This window comes from Halomonas sp. (genome assembly GCF_029263665.1).
Lineage (GTDB): Bacteria > Pseudomonadota > Gammaproteobacteria > Pseudomonadales > Halomonadaceae > Halomonas.
The window spans coordinates 47140-71628 of the sequence record NZ_JAJUFQ010000011.1; the positions used below are offsets into that span (position 1 = coordinate 47140).

Annotated in this window: 20 protein-coding genes; 9 read left to right on the top strand and 11 right to left on the bottom strand. The window is 56.7% G+C overall.

The annotated features are described in order from the left end of the window. Positions 1-180: 180 nt before the first annotated feature. Positions 181-789 carry a glutathione S-transferase family protein gene (locus tag Q1K07_RS12425; protein ID WP_300311260.1) on the top strand — a complete coding sequence of 203 codons (609 nt, stop codon included), beginning with the start codon at positions 181-183 and terminating at the stop codon, positions 787-789. A gap of 127 nt (positions 790-916) precedes the next feature. Here the strand turns inward: Q1K07_RS12425 and Q1K07_RS12430 are convergent, their stop codons facing one another. The 4 genes from Q1K07_RS12430 to Q1K07_RS12445 form a co-directional block, all read right to left on the bottom strand. Then, positions 917-3358 (bottom strand): ATP-dependent DNA helicase, encoded by a 2442-nt coding sequence (locus tag Q1K07_RS12430; protein ID WP_300311262.1) that lies wholly within the window; start codon positions 3356-3358, stop codon positions 917-919. Next, positions 3355-5046, bottom strand: coding sequence for a VRR-NUC domain-containing protein (locus tag Q1K07_RS12435; RefSeq protein ID WP_300311264.1), 1692 nt, complete (start codon positions 5044-5046; stop codon positions 3355-3357). The genes Q1K07_RS12430 and Q1K07_RS12435 overlap by 4 nt, the downstream gene beginning before the upstream one ends. A gap of 105 nt (positions 5047-5151) precedes the next feature. Further along, on the bottom strand, positions 5152-6192 hold the full coding sequence (locus Q1K07_RS12440) for a nitronate monooxygenase (RefSeq protein WP_149286399.1): 1041 nt from the start codon (positions 6190-6192) through the stop codon (positions 5152-5154). Beyond that, complete coding sequence (locus Q1K07_RS12445) at positions 6189-6749, bottom strand: retropepsin-like aspartic protease (RefSeq protein WP_149286400.1); 561 nt, start codon at positions 6747-6749, stop codon at positions 6189-6191. The genes Q1K07_RS12440 and Q1K07_RS12445 overlap by 4 nt, the downstream gene beginning before the upstream one ends. 77 nt (positions 6750-6826) lie before the next feature. Between Q1K07_RS12445 and Q1K07_RS12450 the strand changes: the two genes are divergently transcribed. After that, positions 6827-7438: a flavin reductase family protein gene (locus Q1K07_RS12450; RefSeq protein ID WP_300311269.1), complete on the top strand. Its 612-nt coding sequence runs from the start codon at positions 6827-6829 to the stop codon at positions 7436-7438. Here the strand turns inward: Q1K07_RS12450 and Q1K07_RS12455 are convergent. Further along, entirely contained in the window at positions 7422-8792 is a 1371-nt protein-coding gene (locus Q1K07_RS12455; RefSeq protein WP_149286402.1) for an MFS transporter, read from the bottom strand. The two genes, Q1K07_RS12450 and Q1K07_RS12455, sit on opposite strands and share 17 nt — an antisense overlap. Before the next feature lie 331 nt (positions 8793-9123). Between Q1K07_RS12455 and Q1K07_RS12460 the strand changes: the two genes are divergently transcribed. After that, entirely contained in the window at positions 9124-10830 is a 1707-nt protein-coding gene (locus Q1K07_RS12460) for a potassium/proton antiporter (RefSeq protein ID WP_300311272.1), read from the top strand. 169 nt (positions 10831-10999) lie between these two features. Here the strand turns inward: Q1K07_RS12460 and Q1K07_RS12465 are convergent, their stop codons facing one another. Further along, complete coding sequence (locus tag Q1K07_RS12465; protein WP_300311274.1) at positions 11000-11665, bottom strand: hypothetical protein; 666 nt, start codon at positions 11663-11665, stop codon at positions 11000-11002. A gap of 179 nt (positions 11666-11844) precedes the next feature. Here Q1K07_RS12465 and Q1K07_RS12470 point away from each other — a divergent pair, with 179 nt between their 5' ends. Next, positions 11845-12669: a helix-turn-helix transcriptional regulator gene (locus Q1K07_RS12470; RefSeq protein ID WP_300311276.1), complete on the top strand. Its 825-nt coding sequence runs from the start codon at positions 11845-11847 to the stop codon at positions 12667-12669. A gap of 25 nt (positions 12670-12694) precedes the next feature. Here Q1K07_RS12470 and Q1K07_RS12475 read toward each other — a convergent pair whose 3' ends face one another. Continuing rightward, complete coding sequence (locus Q1K07_RS12475; protein ID WP_300311278.1) at positions 12695-13954, bottom strand: M20 family metallo-hydrolase; 1260 nt, start codon at positions 13952-13954, stop codon at positions 12695-12697. A 214-nt stretch (positions 13955-14168) separates the two neighbouring features. Between Q1K07_RS12475 and Q1K07_RS12480 the strand changes: the two genes are divergently transcribed. The 4 genes from Q1K07_RS12480 to Q1K07_RS12495 all read left to right on the top strand — a co-directional run bounded on the left by Q1K07_RS12480 (position 14169) and on the right by Q1K07_RS12495 (position 18497). Further along, complete coding sequence (locus tag Q1K07_RS12480) at positions 14169-15584, top strand: aminotransferase (RefSeq protein ID WP_300311280.1); 1416 nt, start codon at positions 14169-14171, stop codon at positions 15582-15584. Positions 15585-15656: 72 nt separating this feature from the next. Continuing rightward, positions 15657-17003 carry a Na+/H+ antiporter NhaC family protein gene (locus Q1K07_RS12485; RefSeq protein WP_300311281.1) on the top strand — a complete coding sequence of 449 codons (1347 nt, stop codon included), beginning with the start codon at positions 15657-15659 and terminating at the stop codon, positions 17001-17003. Positions 17004-17011: 8 nt separating this feature from the next. Then, positions 17012-18115, top strand: coding sequence for an agmatine deiminase (gene aguA / locus Q1K07_RS12490; protein ID WP_300311282.1), 1104 nt, complete (start codon positions 17012-17014; stop codon positions 18113-18115). 112 nt (positions 18116-18227) lie between these two features. After that, positions 18228-18497 carry a hypothetical protein gene (locus Q1K07_RS12495; protein WP_300311283.1) on the top strand — a complete coding sequence of 90 codons (270 nt, stop codon included), beginning with the start codon at positions 18228-18230 and terminating at the stop codon, positions 18495-18497. A 392-nt stretch (positions 18498-18889) separates the two neighbouring features. Here Q1K07_RS12495 and Q1K07_RS12500 read toward each other — a convergent pair whose 3' ends face one another. Further along, positions 18890-19084, bottom strand: a complete 195-nt coding sequence (locus Q1K07_RS12500; RefSeq protein ID WP_149286410.1) for a hypothetical protein — start codon at positions 19082-19084, stop codon at positions 18890-18892. A gap of 201 nt (positions 19085-19285) precedes the next feature. Next, positions 19286-20968 carry a BCCT family transporter gene (locus Q1K07_RS12505; protein ID WP_300311284.1) on the bottom strand — a complete coding sequence of 561 codons (1683 nt, stop codon included), beginning with the start codon at positions 20966-20968 and terminating at the stop codon, positions 19286-19288. A 297-nt stretch (positions 20969-21265) separates the two neighbouring features. Between Q1K07_RS12505 and Q1K07_RS12510 the strand changes: the two genes are divergently transcribed. Then, positions 21266-22261 carry an LLM class flavin-dependent oxidoreductase gene (locus Q1K07_RS12510; protein ID WP_300311285.1) on the top strand — a complete coding sequence of 332 codons (996 nt, stop codon included), beginning with the start codon at positions 21266-21268 and terminating at the stop codon, positions 22259-22261. Positions 22262-22265: 4 nt separating this feature from the next. Here Q1K07_RS12510 and Q1K07_RS12515 read toward each other — a convergent pair whose 3' ends face one another. Both Q1K07_RS12515 and Q1K07_RS12520 read right to left on the bottom strand, forming a co-directional pair. Further along, complete coding sequence (locus Q1K07_RS12515; protein WP_300311286.1) at positions 22266-23744, bottom strand: amidase; 1479 nt, start codon at positions 23742-23744, stop codon at positions 22266-22268. Positions 23745-23904: 160 nt separating this feature from the next. Next, positions 23905-24381 carry a bacteriocin immunity protein gene (locus Q1K07_RS12520; protein WP_300311287.1) on the bottom strand — a complete coding sequence of 159 codons (477 nt, stop codon included), beginning with the start codon at positions 24379-24381 and terminating at the stop codon, positions 23905-23907. Between the last annotated feature and the right edge of the window lie 108 nt (positions 24382-24489).

A 24489-nucleotide genomic window follows, 5' to 3' on the forward strand; every position in this document is an offset into this window, starting at 1 on the left:
CTCGCGCTGACATCATTCCAGCGAACCCCTGCCCTATCTCTGGGTCAGACGTAACATATCGAGTAAATTGAAATATTGATTTTCTAAGTTGGGATATTGCTTATCTAACTAAGATAGAAGATAGAAGCCCTCCCAGACACAGCGCCAAACACTTCCTCCAGGGACTTCAAGGACTGCATTATGAATCTTTATGGCGATAGTCGATCAGGAAACTGTTACAAAATCAAACTTTTGGCATCGTTTCTCGAGATTCGGATGGTATGGATCGACGTGGATGTCCTGGTCGGAGAAACACGCCGCGAGGACTTTCTCGGGCGTAATCCCAATGGCAAGATTCCTCTGCTTGAGCTTGATGATGGACGCTGTCTGTCTGAGTCCAATGCCATTCTTCACTACCTGGCGGAAGGTAGTGGCTGGCTACCGACGGATCGTTACGAACACGCAAAAGTGCTGCAATGGCAAAACTTCGAGCAATACAGCCATGAGCCCTATATCGCGGTAGCGCGCTTCATTGCCGTCTATCAGGGCCTACCCGAAGAACGCCGTAGTGAATACGAGTCCAAGCATGAAGGTGGCTACAAGGCCTTGAGCATCATGGAACACCAGCTGGATGCCACTCCTTTCCTGACGGGCGAACTTCCGACCATTGCCGATATCTCGCTGTATGCCTACACCCATATGGCACACGAAGGAGGTTTCGAGCTGGACAATTTCCCTGCCATCCGCGCCTGGCTCAAGCGTCTCGAGGCACTGCCGGGGTATGTCCCCATGAGCGGCAGCGGTCCTTGAAGCTTTATCTGACAAGTACCTGATCTGACAAGTACCCGATCTGGCAAGCACCTGATGGCAAGTGGCTCATCTGACAAATGCTTATGCTTGGCTTGCCAGTCCCGGTGTTACTGGGGGAGTGGTCGTGCTATGCCGGGCGCCACCAGCGTGGCAATCGTGAACGTATGTCTGCACGACCATAGCGGTCATCCATCAGTACTACCACGCCGCTATCCTCGGGGCCACGGATCACTCGACCTGCCGCCTGGACCACCTTGATCAAGCCGGGAATGCGATAGGCATAATCATCGCCACAGCCAAAGCGTACCTCCAGGCACTCCTTCAGGGCCTCCTGGCGTGGTTCATTGGGCGGTAATCCCAAGGTGGCGATAAAAGCGCCAATCAGCCGCTCACCAGGCAAATCGACACCTTCAGCGAAAGCGCCCCCCAACACGGCGAAAGCAATGCCGGACTCGCCCGGGCGAAAGGACTCAAGGAAACCTTCTCTTTCCTGCTCGGTCATTCCCCGACGTTGAGCACGTTGGGGAACATCAGGATAGGCCTCTGCCAGTGCTGCCCGAACTTGTTCCAGATAAGCGAAGCTGGAAAAGAATGCCAGATAATGGCCAGGACAGTGCCGATACTGCTCGGCCATGGTCGCCACTACGCCCGGCAATGATGACTTTCTGTCGCGGAAGCGGGTCGACAGCTGACGGCACACCCGCACCTCCAGTTGCTCTGCAGCAAAAGGAGAATCGATCTCCTGCCATACTGCATTTCCCGGTAGCCCCAGCAGGTCTCGCTGATAGCTCGCTGGTGCCAAGGTCGCGGAAAACAGCACCGAGGCATGGGCAACCTCAAAACGTGGTGCTAAAAAATCGGCAGGAATGACATTGGCAATACCAAGCCGTGAGTCGCCTCGCCCCATACGGACGAGCTCGCACAAGGAATGGCCAGCAAAACTTTCAGCCAAGCGCGTGAAGGCCAATGCATCGAACATCCATTCTGTCAGCCCGGGAGTGACTTCATCGGGATATTCTCCAAGGTAATCGCTGATGGCTGCACACGCGTGTTGCAGGGAACTGATGACGTCACCCGGCAACTGATCCAGTGACCGCCATAGCGGCGCGTCACGGGCCCCCGCTTCTTCGCCTCCCTGTTCACGGATCAGTTCCTGCCAACGGCGCATCACGCTGCCCAGAGAACGCTGAAGTGGCTTGGGAGCGCTCTTCCTCAAGCGTGCCAGTTGCTTCTGGTCCAGCCCTGCCGAATACATGCCCCTGGCCCGATCGATCAAGTTGTGGGCTTCATCGACCAGCAGACCCAGGCGCCATCCCTGCATCTGACACAGTCCGTGCAAAAGTGCACTGGCATCGAAATAGTGATTCACATCCCCCACGGCCACATCGCACCAACGCGCCATTTCCTGGCCCAGGTAATAGGGACACACCTCATGCTTCAAGGCAATCTGGCGCAACCCCTCCCGATCAAGCCAGGCATGTTGTGCTGCCGCCTTGCGCGCCTCGGGCAGGCGATCGTAAAAGCCCTGGGCCAGAGGACAGGATTCACCATGGCAAGCCTTGTCGGGATACTCGCAGGCCTTGTCCCTGGCGATCAACTCGACCACACGCAAGGGAATCCTGCTTCGCGCCCCCAGTTGTTCCAGGGCACTGAGCGCCACCCCGCGCCCTGGGGTCTTCATGCACAGAAACGCGATACGATCGAGCCCTTGGTAGGGCATGGCCTTGAGCATGGGAAACAGCGTGCCAAGCGTCTTGCCAATACCTGTAGGGGCCTGCGCCAGCAAGGTTCGGCCAGTCGCTCCCGTCTTGTAGACCTGCTCCGCCAGGTGGCGCTGACCAGGACGGAATTCACGATGTGGAAAGGCCAGGACTTCCAGCGCCTTGTCCCGGCACTGACGATGAGCAGTCTCGGCTTCCCCCCAGGCACGCCAGGTGCGACATAGCGCTTCAAGCTCGGTCCATAACACCTCGGCATCAACCGTATCGGAAAATCGAGTTTCCTTGCCGTGAACCAGGTCCAGGTAGACCAGCGCCAGATGTATCCGCGAATACCCATGCTCTCGGCACCACAAGGCGCCATAGGCACGCAGTTGGGCCCAGTGCAAGGCTCGCTGATTGACGGCCATGCGCTCCAGGCGACCACGATGGGTCTTTATCTCTTCCAGACATTCTTCCTGGCTACCCTGGGCAGTACTGATACCGTCGATGCGCCCTTGGACACGAATGCCAGACACCACGCCACTCACCGCCACTTCAGAACGATAACCGGGCCCTCGCGAAGCGACGACCCGAGCATGGCCTTCCATGCCTTCCCGGGCAGAGGGCGATGGGGTGAAACGATGATCCAGATCACCGCGACGCGCAGCAAAATCGCAAAGGGTGCGGACCCCGACGTGTCCTTCCGTTGAAAGTTCTCTACATCTTTGCGCAGAGGGCTCTTCACACTTTTCCGCTGAGGGCTTCTCGACACCTCTCGCTGAGGGCTCTTCACACCTTTCCGCTGAGGGTTTCTCGACACCTCTCGCTGAGGGCTCCTCTTGATGGTGCTCTGCTGAGGGCTCTGTCATGTTTCCTCCCACTGCACATGGCAGACTTCAGCGGGAATGGCATGACGGGAAAAGAAGGCTAGCCAGCGTTTCTGGTTATCCTGCAGGCGATCTCCCGGCCCTTTGACTTCGATCAGCCGATAGCGGGGTCCCTCTGTTGCGTCCGGCAGGAATTGAATCAGGTCGGGCAGTCCTGCCCGGTTGGCGGCAGGATCATGCAACAGGCGTTCACACATCGCCTTCAAGTGTTCGGCACTCACATGCTCCAAGGCCAGGGTAATCAGCTCTTCATCCAGCCACCCCCAATTGACGAAAGGATTGGCTATGCCGTATTTGTCTCGCCAGCGAGCCAGGATGATGTCCCGGTAACGCCCATCGTCCAGCATCCTGAGCGCCGTATCGAACAAGGGACGGCGGCGGCTGACAAAATCAGGCTGACGCAAATCGGCCGGGGCATGGTGGAAAGGGTGGAAAAAGGCACCCGGCAAAGGGGCAAAGATGGCCTCCCAGCACAGCAGGCCGAACAGGCCGCTGATCAAGGCATTTTCCACATAGAACAGCGGGGCCTTTTGGCTACCCATCTGCTGACATACGGCCGCTTCCACGCTTCCGCTGTCATGCAATGACGAAATGGGTAACCTGGCGACCCTGGTGAGCGTTGGTGGCACCGCCTCACGTACCAGAGCCGACAAGACAGGCTTTCCAAGACGCTTGCACAAGCGCGGCACAAGGCGCTCGAGCGCTTGGCGTTCGCTCTCATCAGCAGGCTTCAGAACGGCATCGCAAGCTACTTCGAATGCTTGCTGGTAGTCGCCACGTCGCTCCATCAGGCGCATACGCCTGATACGCGGCTCGCCTTTTCCTGCCAGGGCATAGCACTCCAGCGCCAGCGGTTCTTCTCCATCACGCTGAGCCTGTTGGCCCATCCGATACAGCAAGCGAGCGCGCCGAGCTTCCAGCCAGATATTGCCTTCAGGCACGATGGGTAACCCGGCCCACAGTGCCGCCACGGGCTCGCCTTCCTCCAGACGCTCTCGCAGCCGGTGCAATGCTAGATAGATGTCGACATCGGTACGTTGCTGAAAGGCCCTGGACCCAACATCCAGGGCAACTTTCTCGAACCGGGAGATTCCCAGTTCGGCGAGCACAAAGTCCGACCAGCTCTGCTGCAGATTGCCAAAGAACATCAGGCGCAGGCGGTCGCACACAGGCATCACTGTCAGCCTGATCAAGGGCTCGTTGAAAGCAGGCCACCACTCGCTCATCGGCCTGTCATATCCTTCCAGATCGGCAAGTGCCTCACGCAAGCGAAGCTTGGTGATCGAGCCAGGCAATCCTTGATCGGCAATTTGCTGCGCAAAGGCATGGCGCAGCTCGGGGACACGCAGCAGGGAAAATAACTCATCAAGATCGATGCCAGGATCCAGCTCGATCAGCCCGGCACTTTCCAGGCCCTGGGTCGCCACAGCAATATCACCCACTTCCGGATAGCTGAACAATTCCGGCCGGAACAGCTCGCCCTTGCGCGACACCATGCGCACCAGCAGGGCCTGGGAGGGTTCAGGCAATGCCGTGAAGCGGGCAATGAAAGTGTGCTCTTCCTCTCCCAGCAGGTCGATATAACGATGACAGACCCAGGCAATGACAAATTGAAAGTGGCGCAGGTAATAGCGGGGATCATCACGCAGGTCGTCTGACAGCTGGTTCAAGAGCTCAGCCAATCGCTCATCTGACGACCCAGCGGGGCCATCAGATGACTCCACATCGTTCACGACAAGCATCGATGGACGCATGGAAGGACACACGGAAGAGTACTATGACGGTGATGGAAGCTTCGATGCCAGCCAGGCCAGTTGCTCAGCCGCTGGCACCTCGCGGCAGCCCTGCCGGTTCTCTCCACTCCACAGTGGCGAGAAATCCCCACGGCACTGGGACTCTGCTGCGGCTCTCAATTCGCACAAGCTTCCCGTGACCAGGGGAAAGTCCGGTACTGCTGTGCTGAGCGGGCCCAGCTCGCGCATGACCCGATTGACGATCCCTCGCGCGGGGCGGCCCGTCAGCACATTGGTAATCGCGGTGGGTGTATCCGGCTCCAGCAACGCACGACGATGGACGGCCCTGGTGGTGGCCTCGGGACAACACAGGAAAGCCGTGCCCACCTGCACCGCCTCAGCCCCTAGTGCCAAGGCGGCTTCCACAGCATCTGGATCACCGATCCCACCTGCGGCGATGACGGGAACAGAAACCGCTTCGAGAATCCTGGGCAGCAAAGTCATGGTGCCCATCTGCAGGCTCAGGTCGTCACTGAGGAAGTGGCCGCGATGACCACCCGCCTCAATACCTTGCGCAATGATGGCATCCACCCCTTGTTGTTCCAGCCATCGTGCTTCCTCCACCGTTGTGGCACTGGACAACACCAGGGCCCCTGTCGCTTTGACACGCTCAAGCAGAGCCGCCTCGGGCAGACCAAAGTGGAAGCTGACCACTGCCGGACGATGTTTCTCCACCTGCGCGCAGGCTTCTTCGTCAAAGGGGCGTCGAGAAGGTGTATCACTGGGAGGAGGTGGCTCAATGCCCAGTTCCTGATGATAAGGTGCCAGGCTCTCCCGCCAACGCTGCAACCTCTCGGGCTGTGGTTCAGGCAGGTGATGACAGAAGAAATTCACGTTGAGCGGGCCCTGCCCTGCGATTTCGGTCAAGGCTTGATCCAGACCCTCCATCGACAGCATGCCCGCAGGTAGCGCACCTAATCCACCTGCGGCTGTCACCGCCAGGGCCAGTGCTTCATCCTGAGCACCAGCCATCGGGGCTTGAAGGATGGGATAGCGCAGTCCCAATCGTGCGATCAGGTTCATTGAGATAACTCCATATTGGACGGCACAGCCGCCTCTTCTTCGAGGCGCTCTGGCGCCTTGAGTTCAAGAGTGTCGCCACGCATGGTGATGTCGAAGTGACGTAGATAACTCATGCCGAGCAACACCGTATCTCCTTCCAGGCCGGGACCGAAGGAACCACGCACCTGATGTGCCGTGAGGCCGCCAAGGGAAACACTGTCCAGCAGCGTCAGGTGGCCTCTCACCCGACCATTGGCCGTATGAAACCAGGCCTGGCCCTGGGCCGGCAGATCCAGGCGTGCTGCCAATGATTCCGGGATAGCGACAATGGTCGCGCCGGTATCCACCAGAAACGTCACTGGCTCACCATTGATATGGCCCGGAGCCACGAAATGACCATTCGCGCCACGTTGCAGGCGCAACGTCTCTCCAGGCGCCACGGAGACCAGGTCGGCATTGGGGTTGAAGCGCCCGTCGATCCAGGCATTCACCCACCAGGTACCAAAGCCCATGAGCAGCACCCAGAACAGCAACATCATGATCAGGCCTGGACCACGACCGGGTGCTCGTATCGACATAAAGATTCCCCACCAGTTCCTGAGCACAGTTTACCCGCTATCATGCAGGCATCCCTATCTCTGTGGAGGAACCCGGCTTGAGCAGCACTTTCACCATCGAAGAACTGAACAGTGGCCTGATTTATCGCCTGTTCTCAGGAGCCATCGCCCCGCGTCCCATTGCCTGGGTATCGACGATCAGCGCTGCCGGCATTGCCAACCTGGCCCCTTTCTCGTTTTTCAATGTCGCCAGTGTCGATCCGCCCGTGCTTGCCTTCTCCCCCTTGCTCAACGCCGAAGGTGTGGCCAAGCATACTCTCTCCAATCTCAAGGAAGTCGGTGAGTGTATCATCCATATTGGCGGCGAATCCCTGGTTTCACCGCTCAATGATTCCAGCGCCAGCCTGCCAGCGGAGGCAGATGAATTCGAACATGCAGGATTGACCAAGGCCAGCCTTGGTGACCTGCGTGTACCGCGAGTTCTCGAGGCACCCATTGCTTTTGGCTGCAGACTGCATGACATCGTGCATTTCGGCAATCGCCCCATGGCCGGTAATCTGGTACTGGCAGAAGTCGTGGTGATTCACGCAGAGCCGAAAATATGGGATGGCCGCTACGTCAACAATGACACCCTTCGCCCTGTCGGGCGCATGGCCGGTAGCGACTACGCACGCACGACGGACCTGTTCGCTCTCAAGCGTCCGGGGTGATGTGATTGCGCTTGAGCTCCCACTCGCGTGCCGCCCCTTGCCCCCTGGCCTGATTGACCTTCAGGCAGATCAGGATGGCAATGATGAAGAAGGCGGCACACAACAGCACGGAGGACTGAAGCCCGACCAGAGACTGCAGCATCCCCAGGCCGATGATGCCGACCACTCCGGCGACCTTGTTGGCTTGTCCCCAGAAACCGAAAAACTCGGCGGATTTCTGCTGTGGCGAAAACAAGCCGACCAATACGCGACTGGCCGACTGGCTCGACCCCAGGCTAAGCCCTGCTAGACAGCCCACGACCAGGAACAGTTGCTGAGCCTCCCAGTTGACGCCAAAGATTGCATTGATCCACGCCGTCACCTCCGGTGTTGCCCAGATGGCCAGAACAGCCAGCACCCACAATACCAGAGTGAACAGGTAGGTCACCCGGGTACCGATACGATCCTGAATAAAGCCAAAGCCAAGGGCACCCGCCGCCGCCGTGATCTGCACGATGATGAACATCAGGTTGCGTGTACTTTCATCCCAGCCGATCACCTGCGCACCATAGATGAAGGCGAAGGCAATAATGATGTAGACCCCAGCCATGGAAAACATCACCGAGACCAGGAACCAGGCCAGATCACGGAAATGTCGCAGTTCCTGGAAGGTGGTCGATACACGCTGCCAGGCAATGGCCGTGAAACTTTGCTGATGAGGATGGGGCTGAGCGCGCTCCTTGACCCACAGGAAAGTCGGAATCGCTGCCAGTAGAAAAAAGACCGCAGCAAAGGGCCCAACCCAGCGAATGCGCTCGAAATTCTCTGCACTGCTCTCACCCAGCACCGCCAGAGTGAAGCCGGCGGCCACCATCCCTCCTACATATCCCAGCGCCCAGCCGAAACCGGAAATACTACCTAGCTTCTCAGGAGGACCGAGTCCAGGGAGGAAAGCGGCAATAAAGGACTCACCCATGGAATAGGCATAATTGGAGAGGGTAATCAGTACCACGCCCAGCAGCACATATCCCGGCTCGACGAAGTAGAGCATTGCACTGGTCACTATCGTCGCAAGATAGCTGATGAACAGAAACTGCTTCTTGGAAGCCCTGTAATCCATCACCGCGCCACACAACGGTCCGGTCACCACCACCAGCAGGAAGCTCGCTGCCAGGGCCAGGCTCCACAAAAAGTTGGCAAGACGGTAACCGTCTCCACGATCGCCCACGATCACCGTCGTAAACAACTCGCCAAATACGACCGTGATGATCAGCAAGGTGTATGCCTGGTTGGCGAAGTCGAACATCGCCCAACCGAAGATCTCGCGTCGCGTTACTGGAGGAGACTGGGGCGAATCTGCAGCGGTCACGCTCATGTTGCCATCCTGTGGGCCTGGGAGGCACACAATACCAGTCACTCCCCTACAAAGGCCATTGCCACGATCATGCGCTGATAGCGACGGTGAAGCATCTGTGAACAATTGAAACAGCACAGAATTAGCGATATTCGCATGGATTGTGCAGAAAGCCTGAGTTATTTTCTTGCAAACGCCATAAGATTGGCAACCTCAAGGCTCAACCCATCGGACAGAGTATCCTTATCGGGCTGTGCCCATGCCCGTTCTCTTGATCACAATTTAATTCCGGCTCGGTAGATGTCGTATAGATACACTGCGAATAACAAGGAAGTCAGAAGGGTACCATTGAATGTTTTCTATTGATCAATTAATCCTGCTAGCTGCCATTCTGATCCTGTTTGGTATCTTGTCCAGCAAGCTATCCGCGCGGCTCGGCCTTCCAGTACTGGTGCTTTTCCTGCTCACCGGCATGCTGGCTGGCGAAGACGGAATCGGAAAAATTGCTTTCGACAACCCCGTCACCGCTCATGCCCTTGGCACAATTGCCCTTGCCATGATCCTTTTTGATGGAGGATTACAAACACCGGTATCTTCCATCAAGAGTGTTTGGAAGCCTGCCTCTCTACTTGCTACCTGGGGTGTTCTTGTAACAGCGGCCATCACCGGGGCTGCGGCGGCATACATCCTACACTTGCCTATTCTCGAGGGGTTGCTTCTGGGAGCTATCGTGGGTTCCACGGATGCTGCCGCGGTTTTTTCACTGCTTCGTAACGCGGGCGTTCATATTAATTCACGACTCAAGTCCACGCTCGAAATCGAAAGCGCCTCAAACGACCCGATGGCAATATTCCTGACCGTAGGTCTGTTGGAAGTCCTGGTCAATGATATGGAGCCGGGTATCGAGCTGCTCCGGTTATTCGTTATGCAAATGGGGATTGGAGCCGTAGTGGGGCTAGCGGTAGGTTGGACATCAATCAAAGTCATCAACCGAATTCATTTGGTCGCGCCCGGTCTGTATCCTGTCATGGTTGCTGCCTTCGGTCTTCTCTCCTTTGGGGTTGCTGCCAATCTCGGTGGCAGCGGCTTCCTCGCCATATTTATCTCCGGTGTCATTATCGGGAACACACGATTTGTTTTTCAGAAAAACACTTTCCTTTTCCATGATGGGTTGGCATGGCTCAGTCAGATCACGATGTTTGTCATGCTCGGGCTGCTGGTGAATCCCGACTCCCTGCTGGACACCTGGCTTGAAGGGTTGCTTATTGCAGGCGTTCTCATCCTGCTGGCTCGACCACTGGCGGTAGCGCCTGTTCTGAAGCTTTTCGGATTCAATCTTCGAGAGATTGGTCTGGTATCCTGGGTTGGCCTTCGTGGCTCTGTTCCTATTATTCTAGCCATTTTTCCACTCATCTTCGGTCTTCCCGGTGCTCAGCTGATTTTTAATGTTGTATTTTTCGTAGTTCTTATATCAGCAACCATACAGGGATCTGCACTTCCATTTATCGCCCAAAAGTTGAGACTTACAGAGAAACCCCCTGCCACTCCTGCTGCTACATTGGAAATCACGTCACTGGGAAATGTCGACGCCGAGATTGTTGAATATACGCTGGGGGAAAACCCTAGAGCTGCAGGGCGCCTACTTTCTCAGATGGCGCTTCCAGATAGCACTGTCGTCGCCATGATAACCCGAGGCCCAACCGTTATTCCGCCTAGAGGATCTACCCGCTTGCACGCTGGTGACCATCTTTTTGTCGTGCTTCGACCCGAGTTTCGCCCATTTGTCGACTGTGTATTCTCTCAGGCAATTGAAGCCAGCCAGACTGAGCTCCCTAAATCCGAACTTCATTTGAAAGGCAGCACAAAAGTCGAAGACGTCTGGAATTCTTATGGTATTTTGTTAGGAGAGGATAAGTCGTCCACTTTAGAGCAGCTCATCAAGACACTCCTACCTGAAAATTGCAAACCGAATTCTATTGCAACAATTGAAGGAATGCAGATTCAAGTCGTCAAAATGGTAGGAGAAAGAATTACAACCATTTCGCTATCATTAGCTTGATATAATAACGGCCAAAGAAACCATTACGCATGGCAGGCTTTGTGCAGAAATGCGATAAACAATAGCAGGAATGACCGCAAAAACGGAGCCGAGTGAAATGATCATTCAAAATCGACCACTCCACTCGGCTCCGCGCAACATGGTTATGCACAAACCATTGAACACCACCTCACTTTATCCATGATTTATGATCATAGATATACCTTACCCTATCTCCATAATTCATGGTCTTATCTGCACCCAGGAAGTGATATAGGCTGGCTATCTTTTCGACACTTGGAGCTCTCACCCTCTCTTCGATTCTCTTGAGCAATACGGCCGCCACATGCACATTTGGCCTGGTGAAATTGTCTACATCTTCTTTCAAATAGCCTAACTCACTAGCCAGCGGCTTCCATTGGCCGTAGTGAATATTCATTGGCCTGAACGAACTATTCCACCAGGGGGTATTCCAAGGATCACTCCATAGGTCAATATGGTCTCGACAACCATAAGAGGCTTCCATGTAAGCAATGGCAGCCAATAAATTAGGATCTATTCCCACTTCATGGGCAACTTCATAATACATGAAGTCGTCACCATAGATTTCATCGAAGAAATCCACCTCCACTTCGAGAGTTCCATATGATGCCTGAGGCTCCTGGGCTATCTCGAAAATTGCTGGAGTGTTGTAGATAATACTCTGACGGCGGCCAGCTTCGGTATTGACGATAGGGATCTGCCTCCCTGTGTCCTGTTCCTGAAGCCTGCCCCTCAAGGGATCTCCTTCGGAGTCTCTGGCTGATTCGGTTCTCTGCTCCTCAGGCAAGCCTGGAAATGTGTGTAATTTTCGCATCTTCTGTACCCTGCGTTGTATATTTTCTTTCCTCCATGCTGGGCACAGGTTGCTGAAGGACATAGCCAGCCATAGATGAACTTGGGGTAAGAAATTTCTCAAAGGATGATAGGATCAACCCTTTGCGTCAGTTGCTCTGTTTTGCTCTACTGCACTGACTTTGTCTGACTGAAAAGACCATGAACCCATCCGACCTGCTGGCGACCAGCACAAGCCAGGAGTGGCATCAAAGCCTTGCCACCTTGATTCGCAGTGCTGCCGATGCTGATTTGCCACGCCGCCTGGAACAGGCCTTGCAGCGCCTGGTCAGCTTCGACACCGTCGTCCTGCATGCTTATCGCAATCGTAGTCGACCATTGGTTATCCACGACAATTACCCCCCTCATCGCCGTGAAGCGGGTGTGGATAAATATCTGAGCAGAATCTACCTGCTGGACCCGATCTTCCTGGCCACTGAGTCGGGCATCGATAGCGGCGCTCACCGCCTCAAGGAACTGGCGCCCGACCGCTTCGAGAGCAGTGAGTATTACGATCACTACTATCGAAGCCTGGGACTCAAGGACGAAGTCGGGCTCTTTGCTCGAGTCTCGGACGATACCGTCATGGTGGTCTCGCTGGGCTTCAGTGCCGAGTCCCCGCCTCTGACTCGGCGGAGCATGCAGGCACTGCGCAACCTGACCCCCGTGGTCGCCGCCCTGCTTAGCCAGTTTTGGGCCTGGCAAAGCGCCCGCTTCGACGATGCCATGACCACCACAGAACCGGTAGACCTGGCCTTTTCCAGTTTCGGCCAAGGCCAACTGACACGCCGAGAGCAGGAAATCGTGAAATTGCTGCTGGCCGGACACTCGGCCAAATCCGCAGCCAGGGAGCTGGGTATCAGCGACGGCACAGTGAAGGTCCATCGCAAGCACCTCTATCAGCGTCTCGGCGTGTCCAGCCAAGCCCAGTTGTTTCGCACCTTTCTCGACCATGTCGCCCTGATTTCACGCCAACATCGTCAGTAGTGCCATCCCTGCTGGAAGCCGCCCGTCAACACTCTTGCTGCCGCGCTCTTTCCAGCAGCACATCGCATAATACCTGGGTACCCATGGCACATTGCTCTGGCGAAGCATACTCTGCCTCGTTGTGGCTGATGCCATCCCGACACGGGACAAAGATCATGGCTGTCGGCGCGACACGCGAAACATAAACGGCATCGTGCCCGGCGCCACTCATCATGCGCCGATAAGGCATCCCTCGGCCCTTGGCTGAACGTTCCACACTGTCGATGCAGTCTTCATCAAACGCCACGACCGGCGATACCCATAGCGGCTCGGTACGAAATGTCACGCCAAAGGCTTCTTCAAGCTCCGCCACTTCGCTCTCGAAACGTTTCTGCAGTTGATCCAACAGTTCTTCATTGCCATGGCGCAGGTCGACACTCATGCGCACCTCACCGGGCACCACGTTGCGCGAAGCTGCCACAATCTCAAGTTGCCCAAAAGTCACCCGTGTGGCACCGGACGTATCGGCCAGAGCATAGGCATAGAGCCGATCGATCAGACGCGCAGCTGCAGCCAAGGCATCCTGCCTCAGGCTCATGGGCGTCGGGCCTGCGTGGGAAGACTGACCTGCAATGGTCAGGTCAAACCAGCGCATTCCCTGTACGCCGGTGACGACACCTATCGATTCTCCGGCATTCTCGAGTACGGGTCCCTGCTCGATATGCAGTTCAATGTAGCTGCCCAACCCAGGCTCACCCAATGCCAGCCCCCGAGGCAGGCCACTCTGCTCAAGCGCCTGCCCAATGCTGATGCCATCGCTGTCGGTGATGGCCAGAGTATCTTCCAGCTTGAAGACGCCAGCGTAGGTCCCCGATGCCACCATGGCCGGGGCAAAACGGCTGCCTTCCTCATTGGTCCACACCACCAGCTCCAACGGACGTTCGGTAACGATGCCCTTGTCATTCAAGGTACGAAACACCTCCAGGCCAGCCAGCACACCCAGAATGCCATCAAAGCGCCCTCCTTTGGGCTGCGTGTCCAGATGACTGCCTGTCGCGACCGGAGGCAAATCGTTACGGAGCCCCTCGCGGCGAATGAACAGATTGCCGACCGGATCCAGGCGCCACTGGCAGCCGAGTTGCTCGCACCAGTCGATCAACAGACGACGACCCGCGGTGTCTTCAGCCGTCAGGGCCAGACGGCAACTCCCACCGCCATCGGTGGCACCGATCTCGGCCATGGCCATCAGGCTGTCCCACAGGCGCTGGGAATTGATCTCGGGGGAAGGCAATGACGTCGCAGTCATGGGCCAGGACTCCTGTTGTTATGAGGACTGTTATGAAGATGGATATTGCTGCCGTTCAAGAAACGCTGAATAAATCGGCGAGCATGCACAGGCATGCATGCACTGTGTCCTTCATTGTGGGGAGGCGCTGGCCGCTCACGACATACCCCCATGAGGATATGTCACCTGCACGCCGCCTCTAGCGAGACTGACCTCATTCAACAGGAGGTCTCCAATGACAACGCATACGCCCTCATCCACTCCCAATCAGCCGCTCGATGCCCAGCGCCTGTGGCGCCAGGACAAGGATCACTTCATCCACCCTTTCACTGATTTCAGCGTGTTTCACGAAAAGGGCTGTGAGCTGATCACTGACAGCGAAGGGGTTTTCGTCTCCGATATTCATGGCAACCGTTTCATCGATGGCATTGCTGGCCTTTGGTGTGTCAATGTTGGGCACGGGCGCAGCGAAATCGGCCAGGCAATGGCCGACCAGGCCACTCGCATGGCCTATTTCTCCACCTTCAACAACTTGTCCAATGCCCCCGCTGCGGCACTTGCCGCCAAGCTCGCCGAGCTTGCCCCGGCGCACCTCAATCATGTGTTCTACACCTGCGGTGGTTCCACCGCCAACGATGCCACCATTCGTCTGGTGCACTACTACTTCAACCGCCTCGGCAAGCCAACCAAGAAGCGCATTCTGTCACGCCGCAACGCCTATCACGGCACGACGTACCTGTCTGCCAGCCTGACCGGCATTGAAAGCAACAACTGGGAGTTCGACACTCTCGACCATCTGGTCACTCACGTCAGTGAAGCCAACCTCTACCGGCGTCCTGAGGGCATGAGCGAAGACGCTTATTGCGACCATCTGGTCAAGGAATTCGAAGACACCATCGCCAGCATCGGCGCCGATAACATTGCTGCCTTCATTGCTGAGCCGATCATGGGCGCCGGCGGGGTACTGGTGGCGCCAGACGGTTACCATGCCCGCATGCAGGCCGTGTGCCGCGACAACGACATCCTCTACATTGCCGACGAGGTCGTGACCGGTTTTGGCCGGCTGGGCCATTTCTTCTCTTCCGAAGCGGTATTCGATACCCAGCCCGACATCATTAATGTGGCCAAGGGATTGTCATCCGGCTATGCCCCACTCGGTGCCACCCTGATCTCCGACAAGCTTTACGAGGTCCTGGGCACACCGCAGGGCAAGGGTGGTGTCTTGAGCACAGGCTTCACCTACTCCGGGCATCCTGTCAGCTGTGCTGCTGCCTTGAAGAACATCGAGATTCTGGAACGGGAAAATATCTGCGCCAACGTGCGCCAGGTCGGCCCCTACCTCGAACAGGCGCTCAAGAGTTTGAGCCATCACGCCACCGTGGGGGATGTTCGCGGCAGCCACTTCATGATGTGCATCGAGAATGTCGCCGACAAGGCCACCAAGGAACTGTTGCCGTTAGAAGCCCGTGTGGGAGACCGAGTCGCTTTTGAAGCCCAGAAACGCGGCTTGATCATTCGACCGGTGGGCCACCTCAATGTGGTGTCTCCCCCCCTGATCTGGACTCGGGAAACCATCGATACCGCAGTGGCCATTCTGGACGAGGCCTTGGCCGCCACCACCGCATCTCTCCAGGCTGACGGTTACCTGTAACCCTCGCCGGAAAACCTCCGCTCCCCCGACAACAGGCCGCCGCAAACGGCGGCCACAATAATTGGAGCTTGTATGGATAATTATGGCGTTCTGAGCCTGATTCCCACCATTGTGGTGCTGGTCATGGCCATCATCACTCGACGAACCATCGAATCCCTGCTGGCTGGATCCCTGGTCGGCCTGTTGATGATTTCCCCTTCGCAGGTCATCAGCCAGGGTTCCGATATTCTGCTCAACGTGCTCGGCAATGACACCGTCACCTGGATCATTCTGGTCTGTGGCCTGTTCGGTAGCTTCATCGCCCTGCTGGTACGCACCGGCGGAGTGTTGAGTTTTGGTGACGCCATGACCAAGCGCCTCACCTCACGCCGCCAGAGCCTGCTCGCGACCTGGTTCCTGGGCCTGGTGATCTTTGTCGACGACTACCTCAACGCTCTGACCATCAGCGCTTCGATGAAGAAAATCACGGATCGCTACGGTATATCCCGGGAAAAGCTGGCCTATATTGTCGACTCCACCGCGGCCCCTGTATGCATTCTGGTGCCATTTTCCACCTGGGCGGTCTTTTTCGCCGGCCTTCTGGAAGATAACCAGGTCACCAGCAATGGCATGTCGCTGTATATAGCATCCATTCCCTACATGGCCTACGCCTGGGTGGCCGCCGCTATCGTTCCCCTGGTGGCCATCGGGATGTTTCCGGATTTCGGCCCGATGAAGACAGCGGAAATCCGAGCCCGCAATGGCCAGCCTGTTCCCGATGGCGGAGAAGAACATGCCCTGGAACTCCAGGATAACGGTGGCACCACTCCCCACCTGATCAACTTTCTGCTGCCGATTGCCAGCCTGATCTTTGCCACCTGGTACTTCGACATCGATATCCTGCGTGGTGTCATGGTGGCCCTGGCAGTGACTCTGGTCTTGATTGCCAGCCAGCGCCTGCTCAGCTTCAACGATACCTTCGATACCGCCCTGGAAGGCTTCAAGGCCATGATCATGCCGCTTGGCACCTTGGTTGCTGGCTTTACCCTCAAGGAAGTCAACGATGTCCTCGGTCTCACCGAAGTGGTCATCCATGCGGTCGAGCCACTGATGACCCCCGGGCTATTGCCTGCAGTGGTCTTCGTCACCATGGCTTTCCTGGCCTTCGCTACAGGCTCCTTCTGGGGGTTGTTTGCGGTTGCCATGCCCATTGTGCTGCCCCTGGCGCAAAGCGTTGATGCCAACATGCCGCTGGTCGTCGGTGCCCTGATCTCGGCCAGTGCCTTCGGCAGCCATGCCTGTTTCTATGGCGACTCCACGGTGCTGTCTGCGCAGGGCAGCGGATGCAGTCCCATGGCCCACGCCCTGACCCAGTTACCCTATGTCCTGATTGCCGCGGCCCTGGCCACCGGTGTATTCCTGATTATCGGTCTACAGTGAGTCCTTTCATGAACACCATCATTTCTCCTACTCCAGCCGAACAGGGCTGGTCCATGCCTGCGGAATTTTCCCCCCACGATGCCTGCTGGATGCTGTGGCCACAGCGGCCAGACACCTGGCGACTGGGTGCCAAGCCGGCTCAGCAGGCCTTTGTCGAAGTGGCGACGGCCATCAGCCACAGCGAGACAGTCTACGTCGGTGTGAATGATGACCAGTACGAAAATGCCCGCCATCAACTGCCCACACAGATACGCGTCGTGGAGATTTCCAGCAATGATGCCTGGATGCGCGATGTCGGCCCGACCTTTCTCACTCATCCCGAGAAAGGCCTGGCCATGGTGGACTGGGAATTCAATGCCTGGGGAGGGCTCAAGGATGGACTCTATTTCCCCTGGGACAAGGACCGGCGCATTCGCCAGAAGATTGGAGAAATGCTGGGGGTACCGTGCTTCAAGGCTGGAGTGGTTCTGGAAGGCGGTGCGATTCATGTGGATGGCGAAGGCACCCTGATCACGACCGAGGAGTGCTTGCTCAACCCCAACCGCAATCCGGGCCTGACACGTGACGAGATGGAGCAGGTACTGTGTGCCTATCTGGGTGTCAGCAAGGTGATCTGGTTACCCCGTGGGTGTCATTTGGACGAAACCAATGGCCATGTGGATAATCTTTGCTGCTTCATCGCGCCATCCGAAGTTGCCTTGACCTGGTGCGACGACACTTCGGATCCACAGTATGAAATCTGCCGTGAGGCCTTGTCCGTACTGAGTTCGTCGGTCGATGCAAAGGGTCGCCCCCTTACGGTACATCGTCTACCCCAACCCGGCCCTCTGTATATCGCCGAGGATGAAGCCAGCGGCATTGATCGTCTTGCCAGCTCCCACCCGCGCCAGCCTGGAGACCGCATGGCTGCGTCCTACGTCAACTTCTACATCGGCAACCGTGTCGTGGTGATGCCCCTGCTGGACCCTCAACGAGACGCCGAAGCCAGCGCCATTCTTGAAAAGCTGTTCCCGGGGCGTCGAGTCGTAGGGGTCCCGGCGCGGGAAATCCTGCTCGGAGGCGGTAATATCCACTGTATTACGCAACAGCAACCGGCATTCGGCAAGAAATGAGGAGAGATCGTCGCCAGCAAGAGACATTTTAGAGAAAGATCAATATCTTGAGAAACTAGAACAGTGTTCGATAAGATTCGTCTCAACAGCGTATTCAACAGGAGGCGCAATCATGAACAAGCATATCAAGACTCTCTCTTCCATCATGTTGGCGGGTGTCATGGCTCTGAGCCTGAGCGCCTGCGGTACCAGCACTGGCGGACGCGCCTTGAGTGGTGCCGGTATCGGTGCAGCCGTGGGTGCTGGTACTGCTGCCGTGACCGGTGGCAGCATGACCAAAGGTGCTGTCATCGGCGGTGGCCTGGGTGCCGCGGCAGGGGCCATCACGGATTCCGACGACATCGACCTGAGCCGTGACAAGCACCGCCGCTACCGTTACTGAACAGCGGCTTGACGACCGGATAGACCTGATGACGATAGGATAGGCGGGCTCGACTACGGGCCTGCCAGGACAAGGAAGCCCTGTATCGGGCGATACAGGCGTCACCTGTGCGAAAATCTCGGGACGAGATGCCTCAGGATGAGGTTGCCCCAGGATGGGCATCATCTACCTTCTGCGTTACGCTTTTCCAACGACTCTATTCCAGCCCCTCTTCTTCCATTCCTGCTGATGCCAGGATGGTTTCCTCTCTTCTTCGCCTGCTCAAGATGCCCCCATGGCTGATGGCAAATCCCGTTCAGGGCTGTTGATAAAAAAACCGCTCAAGGTTGTTCTATGGAAAAACCGCTCAGGGCTGTTCTATGAGACCGCTCAAGGCTGCTCTATAAAACCGCTCAGGGCTGCACAAACAACGACATGCCCAGCGCCACCGCTCCGACGATGACAGCAGTGATAACCGCGATAGTGACGACTCGATCCAACCAGCGATCCAGTCTGCCGTCATGCGGTACCGTTTTCCTGCTGCGTTGACGGGAGGTGCGATGAGAAGTGCGGCGTGGCGTGGCGCCACGGGCGTGAGAAGAAGGCATGCCCCAGATTCCTTTCACTTATGTGGAAAGCTTACGCTCTCCTGGTCGTACTGACCACCATGTCAGTAGCCCGGTGTACAATTTTCTTCCCGGCTTTTTATTTCGTGTATCTGCCTGCCTCTTCGAAACAACGCCGACACACAAGGCGTCGGCGTTGTTGGTCAAAATGAGACCAGGCTTCCTGCTATCGGTTCCATCTCGCTATCGGATCGGAGCCTCCTGGGACACTGGAGTCCCTGGGAAGTCATCATCTTCTTCCAGCAGGTCATCGTCTTCCTTGAGCGCTTCTTCTGGCGGAGGCATGCCTTGCTCCTTGGCCAGATCACAGGCTTCGAAAGCGTCGGCTCCCACTGGCATCTCCTTGTAATGGTTATAAAGCCCTTCGAGCATCAGTTTGCGATCCCGGCGCAACTGTTTCATCAGGACGATGACCATCAGGAACAGGATAAAGGTGAAGGGTAGTGCCGCCAGTACAGAAGCGGATTGCAGGCCCTTGAGTCCTCCGGTGACGATCAATGTCAGGCAGATGGCCGCAATCAACACTCCCCATAGCACTCGCTTGTAGAGAGGTGGATTCATCGAACCGTTGTCGGTCATTTGAGCGACGATATACGTGGCAGAGTCCGCCGACGTCACCAGGAAGATGAAGATCAGCACCATGGCCATGACAGAAAGCAGGCCGGAGAACGGCATCAGGTCGAACATCTTGAACAGGGCGACGGTGATGTTGTCCTGGGTTGCCGCTGCCAGACCGAGGTTCTCCGTCGCCAGCTCCATATGGATTGCAGTACCGCCGAAGATCCCCAGCCATACGCAAGCCAGAACCGGAGGCACGAACAACACACCAAAGACGTACTCCTTGATCGTGCGACCTCGAGAGATACGTGCCACGAAAGTACCCACGAAAGGCGACCAGGCAATGACCCAGGCCCAGTAGAAGATGGTCCAGCTCTCAGCCCAGGGGTTTCCGTCATAGGGGGACATGCGCAAGCTCATGACGAAGAAGTTCTGCAGGTAATCCCCCAGCCCCAGGGTAATGGTCTCGAGGATTTTCAAGGTCGGGCCGGTCACCAGCATATACAGCATCATCAGGATGCACAGCAGCATATTGAGGTTCGATAGCCGCTTGATGCCTTTGTCCAGGCCTGACCAGGTAGACGCCATGTAAGCCATGAACATGCAGGCCAGAATGATGAACTTCCACAGGCCATTCTCCGGAATACCGAACACTTCATGGAGTCCGCCATTGGTCTGCAGTACACCTAACCCCAGAGAAGTGGCCACCCCCATCACCGTGGCAACAACGGCAAACACATCAAGCATGCTGCCAAAGCGCTGCAAGCCAGGGCGTTTTACCGTCAAAGGGCGCAGCACTACCGAGACCAGACCCGCTTGTTCCTTGCGAAACTGATAATAGGCGATGATCAACCCGACCAGGGCGAAAGCGGTCCACTGATGGATACCCCAGTTGAAGAAGCTGTATTGGATCGCGTAACGCGCAGATTCCACGCTTTCCGGAGGGACATCCCCATAGGGAGGTGAAATGTAATGGGTCATGGGTTCAGCCATGCCGTAGAACACCAGTCCGACACCAAACCCTGCAGCGAGCAGCATGCTCACCCAGGAGAAAAAGCCATATTCCGGTTTTTCATCCTGCGACCCCAGGCGCACCTTGCCGTATTTGCTCATGGCAAGGGCAAGCAGGAATATCATGATGACGAACACGGATAGCAGATAGAACCAGCCGAACAAATGTACGACGGAACTGAGTGCGGCGCCCGCGACGTTGCCAAACTCCACGGGAAAGATGGCACCGAGAGCCACCAGCACCAGTATGATGATGGCGGAGACATAGAAGACCCGCTGTCCTTCGTTTTGTTGCATAACGCCTTCCTAATTATTGACACTTATTGGGAAGGCCTGTGCAGCGCCGCACCGGCCGTGTCCTACGGACGGAAGCTCTTCTAGCAAAGCATTGCCAGGCGGCCTTTGCAGACCCATAGCAAGATAACAGTTAAAATGTTATCGATATATCGGAGGCAAGGCCCCCTAGCATGTCCAGCATACCGAACAAGGCATCGTTGGCAGCCGGATTCGCTACTCTACTACCAATACAGCACAAAAATCTCCTCCTCCTTGCCATCACAACGTGCAAACCCCTGACTTTTGGCGGTCCACACTATGTCTCTACTCAGCAGCACCCCACTATCCGTACTTGACCTGGCGCCTATTCGGGATGGAGGTACCATTGCCGAAAGCTTCCAGGACAGTGTTCACCTGGCCCAGTTCGTCGAATCATTGGGCTTTACCCGTTTCTGGCTAGCCGAGCACCACAGCCTGGAAGGTATCGCCAGTGCCGCCACCTCGGTGTTGATCGGCCATATCGCCGGGCACACGTCACAGCTGCGCGTCGGCAGTGGTGGGATCATGTTGCCCAATCATCCTCCATTGGTGATCGCGGAACAGTTCGGTACCCTTGAAACCCTCTACCCCGGACGCATCGACCTGGGGCTAGGCCGAGCACCTGGTGCCGACGGAGCCACCATGGCAGCCCTGCGCAGGGACACTTACGCTGGTGTCGAAGACTTCCCCCAGCGCCTGGCTGAGCTGCAGAAATTCCTCGGCGACGAGCAGCCAGGCCAACACGTACGCGCGGTTCCCGGTCAGGGCACCAAGGTGCCTCTCTGGCTACTTGGCTCAAGCCTGTACAGTGCTCAATTGGCCGCACGGGAAGGCCTGCCCTTCGCCTTTGCTGCCCAATTTGCGCCGGCCCAGCTCGACGAAGCCCTGCACCTCTATCGCACCCAGTTCCGTCCTTCTGATGTGCTGGAGAAACCCCATGCCATGGTCGGACTACCTGTCATTGCCGCGCAGAGCGATGAACAAGCCAATTTCCTCGCCAGCACGGCACGCCAGAAGTTTCTAGGCATGATTCGAGGCAAGCGCCAGCGCGCTCAACCCCCGACCAAGGAACTGGACTGGACCCCAATGGAGCGCCATCAAGTGGAAGGGTTTCTTGGGGCCTCCATCATCGGAGGACCCGACACCGTGCGCCAAGAGCTGGAGCGCTTCCTTGAGCGTACCGGTGCCGATGAGCTGATGCTCAACACGGATACCTACGATATCGAGGACCGCCTGGAGAGTTATCGCATCGTAGCCAGTATCTGGAAGGAATGAACGATCAACGCCAGTCCGGCTCTCGACTCAGCCACTCCGGCCCAGCAGCCTCAAAGGCTGCCGCATAACGCAGCAGCTCAAGCTCCTGGCGGGGCGGAGCAATCAACTGCAGGCCCATGGCCTTGCCCTGTTGATTGAACCCTGCCGGGATGCTGATTACCGAGCAACCCGACAATGATCCCGGTATGACCACTTCCATCCAGCGATGATAGGTATCCATGGAACGCCCACCCACTTCCTTCGGCCAAGGTGTATGCACGTCAAAGGCAAAGGTCTGGGCACTGGGTAGCGCCAGCACATCGAAACGTTCGAAGAGCTTGAGCAGGGACGCATACCAGGCGCTGCGGGACACGTTGGCCTCGTGCACTTCCAGTGCAGAGCGCTGCATACCCTGCTCGATCTCCCACTGCGCCTCGGGCTTGAGGGCCTGACGACTGTCTGGATTCGACCAGGCCGCCACCAGCTTGCCGGCCACCGCCCACTGCCGCAGGACCAGCCAGCTCTGCCACAGTCGTTGTGGGGAAAAGTCCGGAATCAAGGGCTCCACCTCAGCGCCCATGCGCGAGAAGATATCCAGCGCGCCCTTGCACACATCAAGCACACCGTTCTCCATCGGCAGATATCCATTCCAGTCGCCAATCCAGCCGATGCGCATGTCTTTCGCAGCCCTGGTATCACCGGGCTCCTGGGCAAATCTTGCAAAAACCGCAGGATCATCCTGCAATGACAATGGCTGGCTGGGATCAGCGCCGGCCTGAATGGCCAGCAACTGGGCCAGATCCGCCACGCTTCGAGCCATTGGGCCTTCGGTGGCCAATTGATGGCCAAAGACATCGAAAACGGGACCATAGGGAACTCGCCCGAAGGATGGGCGCAGCCCGTACACATTGTTGTAGGCAGCCGGATTACGCAGTGAGCCCATCATGTCACTGCCATCGGCTACCGGCAGCATGCGCATGGCCAGCGCTACTGCCGCACCGCCACTCGAACCACCCGCACACAGGTCATGATCATAGGCATTGCCGGTGGCACCAAAGACACTGTTGTAGGTCTGGGAGCCAAGGCCAAATTCGGGAGTGTTGGTCTTGCCAATGAAAATGGCCCCCGCATCACGCATGCGCTTGGCCATCAAGCCATCATCGGCAGGGGTCTGGCCGGCGAACAACGGAGATCCCATCGAAGTAGGAATATCACGAGTGGGAGACAGGTCCTTGATCGCCTGAGGGATGCCATGCAGCCAGCCCCGCGAATGGCCCTGGGACAGCTCACGATCACAGGCTTCGGCCTGAGCCAGCAGCATGTCATCGCTGACCCTGGAAATGATGGCATTGACCCTGGGATTGACTCTGTCGACATGCCCCAGATAGGCCGCCATCACTTCGCGACAGGAAACCTCCCGGGAGTGAATTGCCCTGGACAGCGCCGATGCGCTCCAGGCCAGTATGTCAATATCGGCTGATGAGCCAGAAGCGAGCAATGACATGGAAGAACCTCGCAGGCACGAATGTTGTTGTCAGAGGCTCAGGATATAACACCCTCAATGTTGTATACATCATTCGTCAAGAGATTCATCAGGAGAGAAACATGTCTATGCCATGGACAGGCATCTTGTACATGGGCCATCTGCATGGGGATGCATTCGATCATGTCGCGTCATCAACCGCGGGGCATGCCTTTCTCCACCACCTTTTATGTCGACTCAACCTGCCGCCACTGAATGGGAAGATTCCGCGTTCGATAGTCGCGTCGTGCCTGAACCCCGACAGACCCTGTGCCTTTCTCCACTGATTGATTGCCTCCAGAGCCCCTTCTGGAGAATCTTCCTTGTCGGATGATGGATAAAAGATGAGATCTCTGACGTAAGGGTAGCGGCTGACCTGCTCTACATGTGATACCAGTTGATCCATATAGACGCCCAACTCGGCGATCGACATGTCCTTGCGGACCGGAAGAGCAAAAATCTCCCACAGCAGATCGAGAAACTCTGTTTTGGTGTAATCAGAAAACATTTGTTTTCCGGCAAGGTGCTGCTTGACGCCATCCACTCTTTGCCAGGGCGCCTGATGTGTATCGTGCCGACTGCCGCCGTTGCGGCAGCCGAGCCACCGAAAGAGTCTCATCCCCATCTCCTTGCCCGAAAGCATTTTTCAACTTTCTCATGTTGGGCGTGGAGACGGTCTTGTCACAATCATCCAGAGATAAAGAACATGTAAGACGTTTCCGAAAAC

Coding starts and splice junctions, on each gene's coding strand:
- Q1K07_RS12455 (WP_149286402.1), bottom strand. CDS start 8,792: ATGAGCGTGACCGCTGCAGATTCGCCCCAGTCTCCTCCAGTAACGCGA.
- Q1K07_RS12440 (WP_149286399.1), bottom strand. CDS start 6,192: ATGAACCTGATCGCACGATTGGGACTGCGCTATCCCATCCTTCAAGCC.
- Q1K07_RS12475 (WP_300311278.1), bottom strand. CDS start 13,954: ATGACTGCGACGTCATTGCCTTCCCCCGAGATCAATTCCCAGCGCCTG.
- Q1K07_RS12460 (WP_300311272.1), top strand. CDS start 9,124: ATGTTTTCTATTGATCAATTAATCCTGCTAGCTGCCATTCTGATCCTG.
- Q1K07_RS12470 (WP_300311276.1), top strand. CDS start 11,845: ATGAACCCATCCGACCTGCTGGCGACCAGCACAAGCCAGGAGTGGCAT.
- Q1K07_RS12480 (WP_300311280.1), top strand. CDS start 14,169: ATGACAACGCATACGCCCTCATCCACTCCCAATCAGCCGCTCGATGCC.
- Q1K07_RS12505 (WP_300311284.1), bottom strand. CDS start 20,968: ATGCAACAAAACGAAGGACAGCGGGTCTTCTATGTCTCCGCCATCATC.
- Q1K07_RS12510 (WP_300311285.1), top strand. CDS start 21,266: ATGTCTCTACTCAGCAGCACCCCACTATCCGTACTTGACCTGGCGCCT.
- Q1K07_RS12500 (WP_149286410.1), bottom strand. CDS start 19,084: ATGCCTTCTTCTCACGCCCGTGGCGCCACGCCACGCCGCACTTCTCAT.
- Q1K07_RS12520 (WP_300311287.1), bottom strand. CDS start 24,381: ATGAGACTCTTTCGGTGGCTCGGCTGCCGCAACGGCGGCAGTCGGCAC.
- Q1K07_RS12425 (WP_300311260.1), top strand. CDS start 181: ATGAATCTTTATGGCGATAGTCGATCAGGAAACTGTTACAAAATCAAA.
- Q1K07_RS12495 (WP_300311283.1), top strand. CDS start 18,228: ATGAACAAGCATATCAAGACTCTCTCTTCCATCATGTTGGCGGGTGTC.
- Q1K07_RS12515 (WP_300311286.1), bottom strand. CDS start 23,744: ATGTCATTGCTCGCTTCTGGCTCATCAGCCGATATTGACATACTGGCC.
- Q1K07_RS12465 (WP_300311274.1), bottom strand. CDS start 11,665: ATGCGAAAATTACACACATTTCCAGGCTTGCCTGAGGAGCAGAGAACC.
- Q1K07_RS12485 (WP_300311281.1), top strand. CDS start 15,657: ATGGATAATTATGGCGTTCTGAGCCTGATTCCCACCATTGTGGTGCTG.
- aguA (WP_300311282.1), top strand. CDS start 17,012: ATGAACACCATCATTTCTCCTACTCCAGCCGAACAGGGCTGGTCCATG.
- Q1K07_RS12430 (WP_300311262.1), bottom strand. CDS start 3,358: ATGACAGAGCCCTCAGCAGAGCACCATCAAGAGGAGCCCTCAGCGAGA.
- Q1K07_RS12445 (WP_149286400.1), bottom strand. CDS start 6,749: ATGTCGATACGAGCACCCGGTCGTGGTCCAGGCCTGATCATGATGTTG.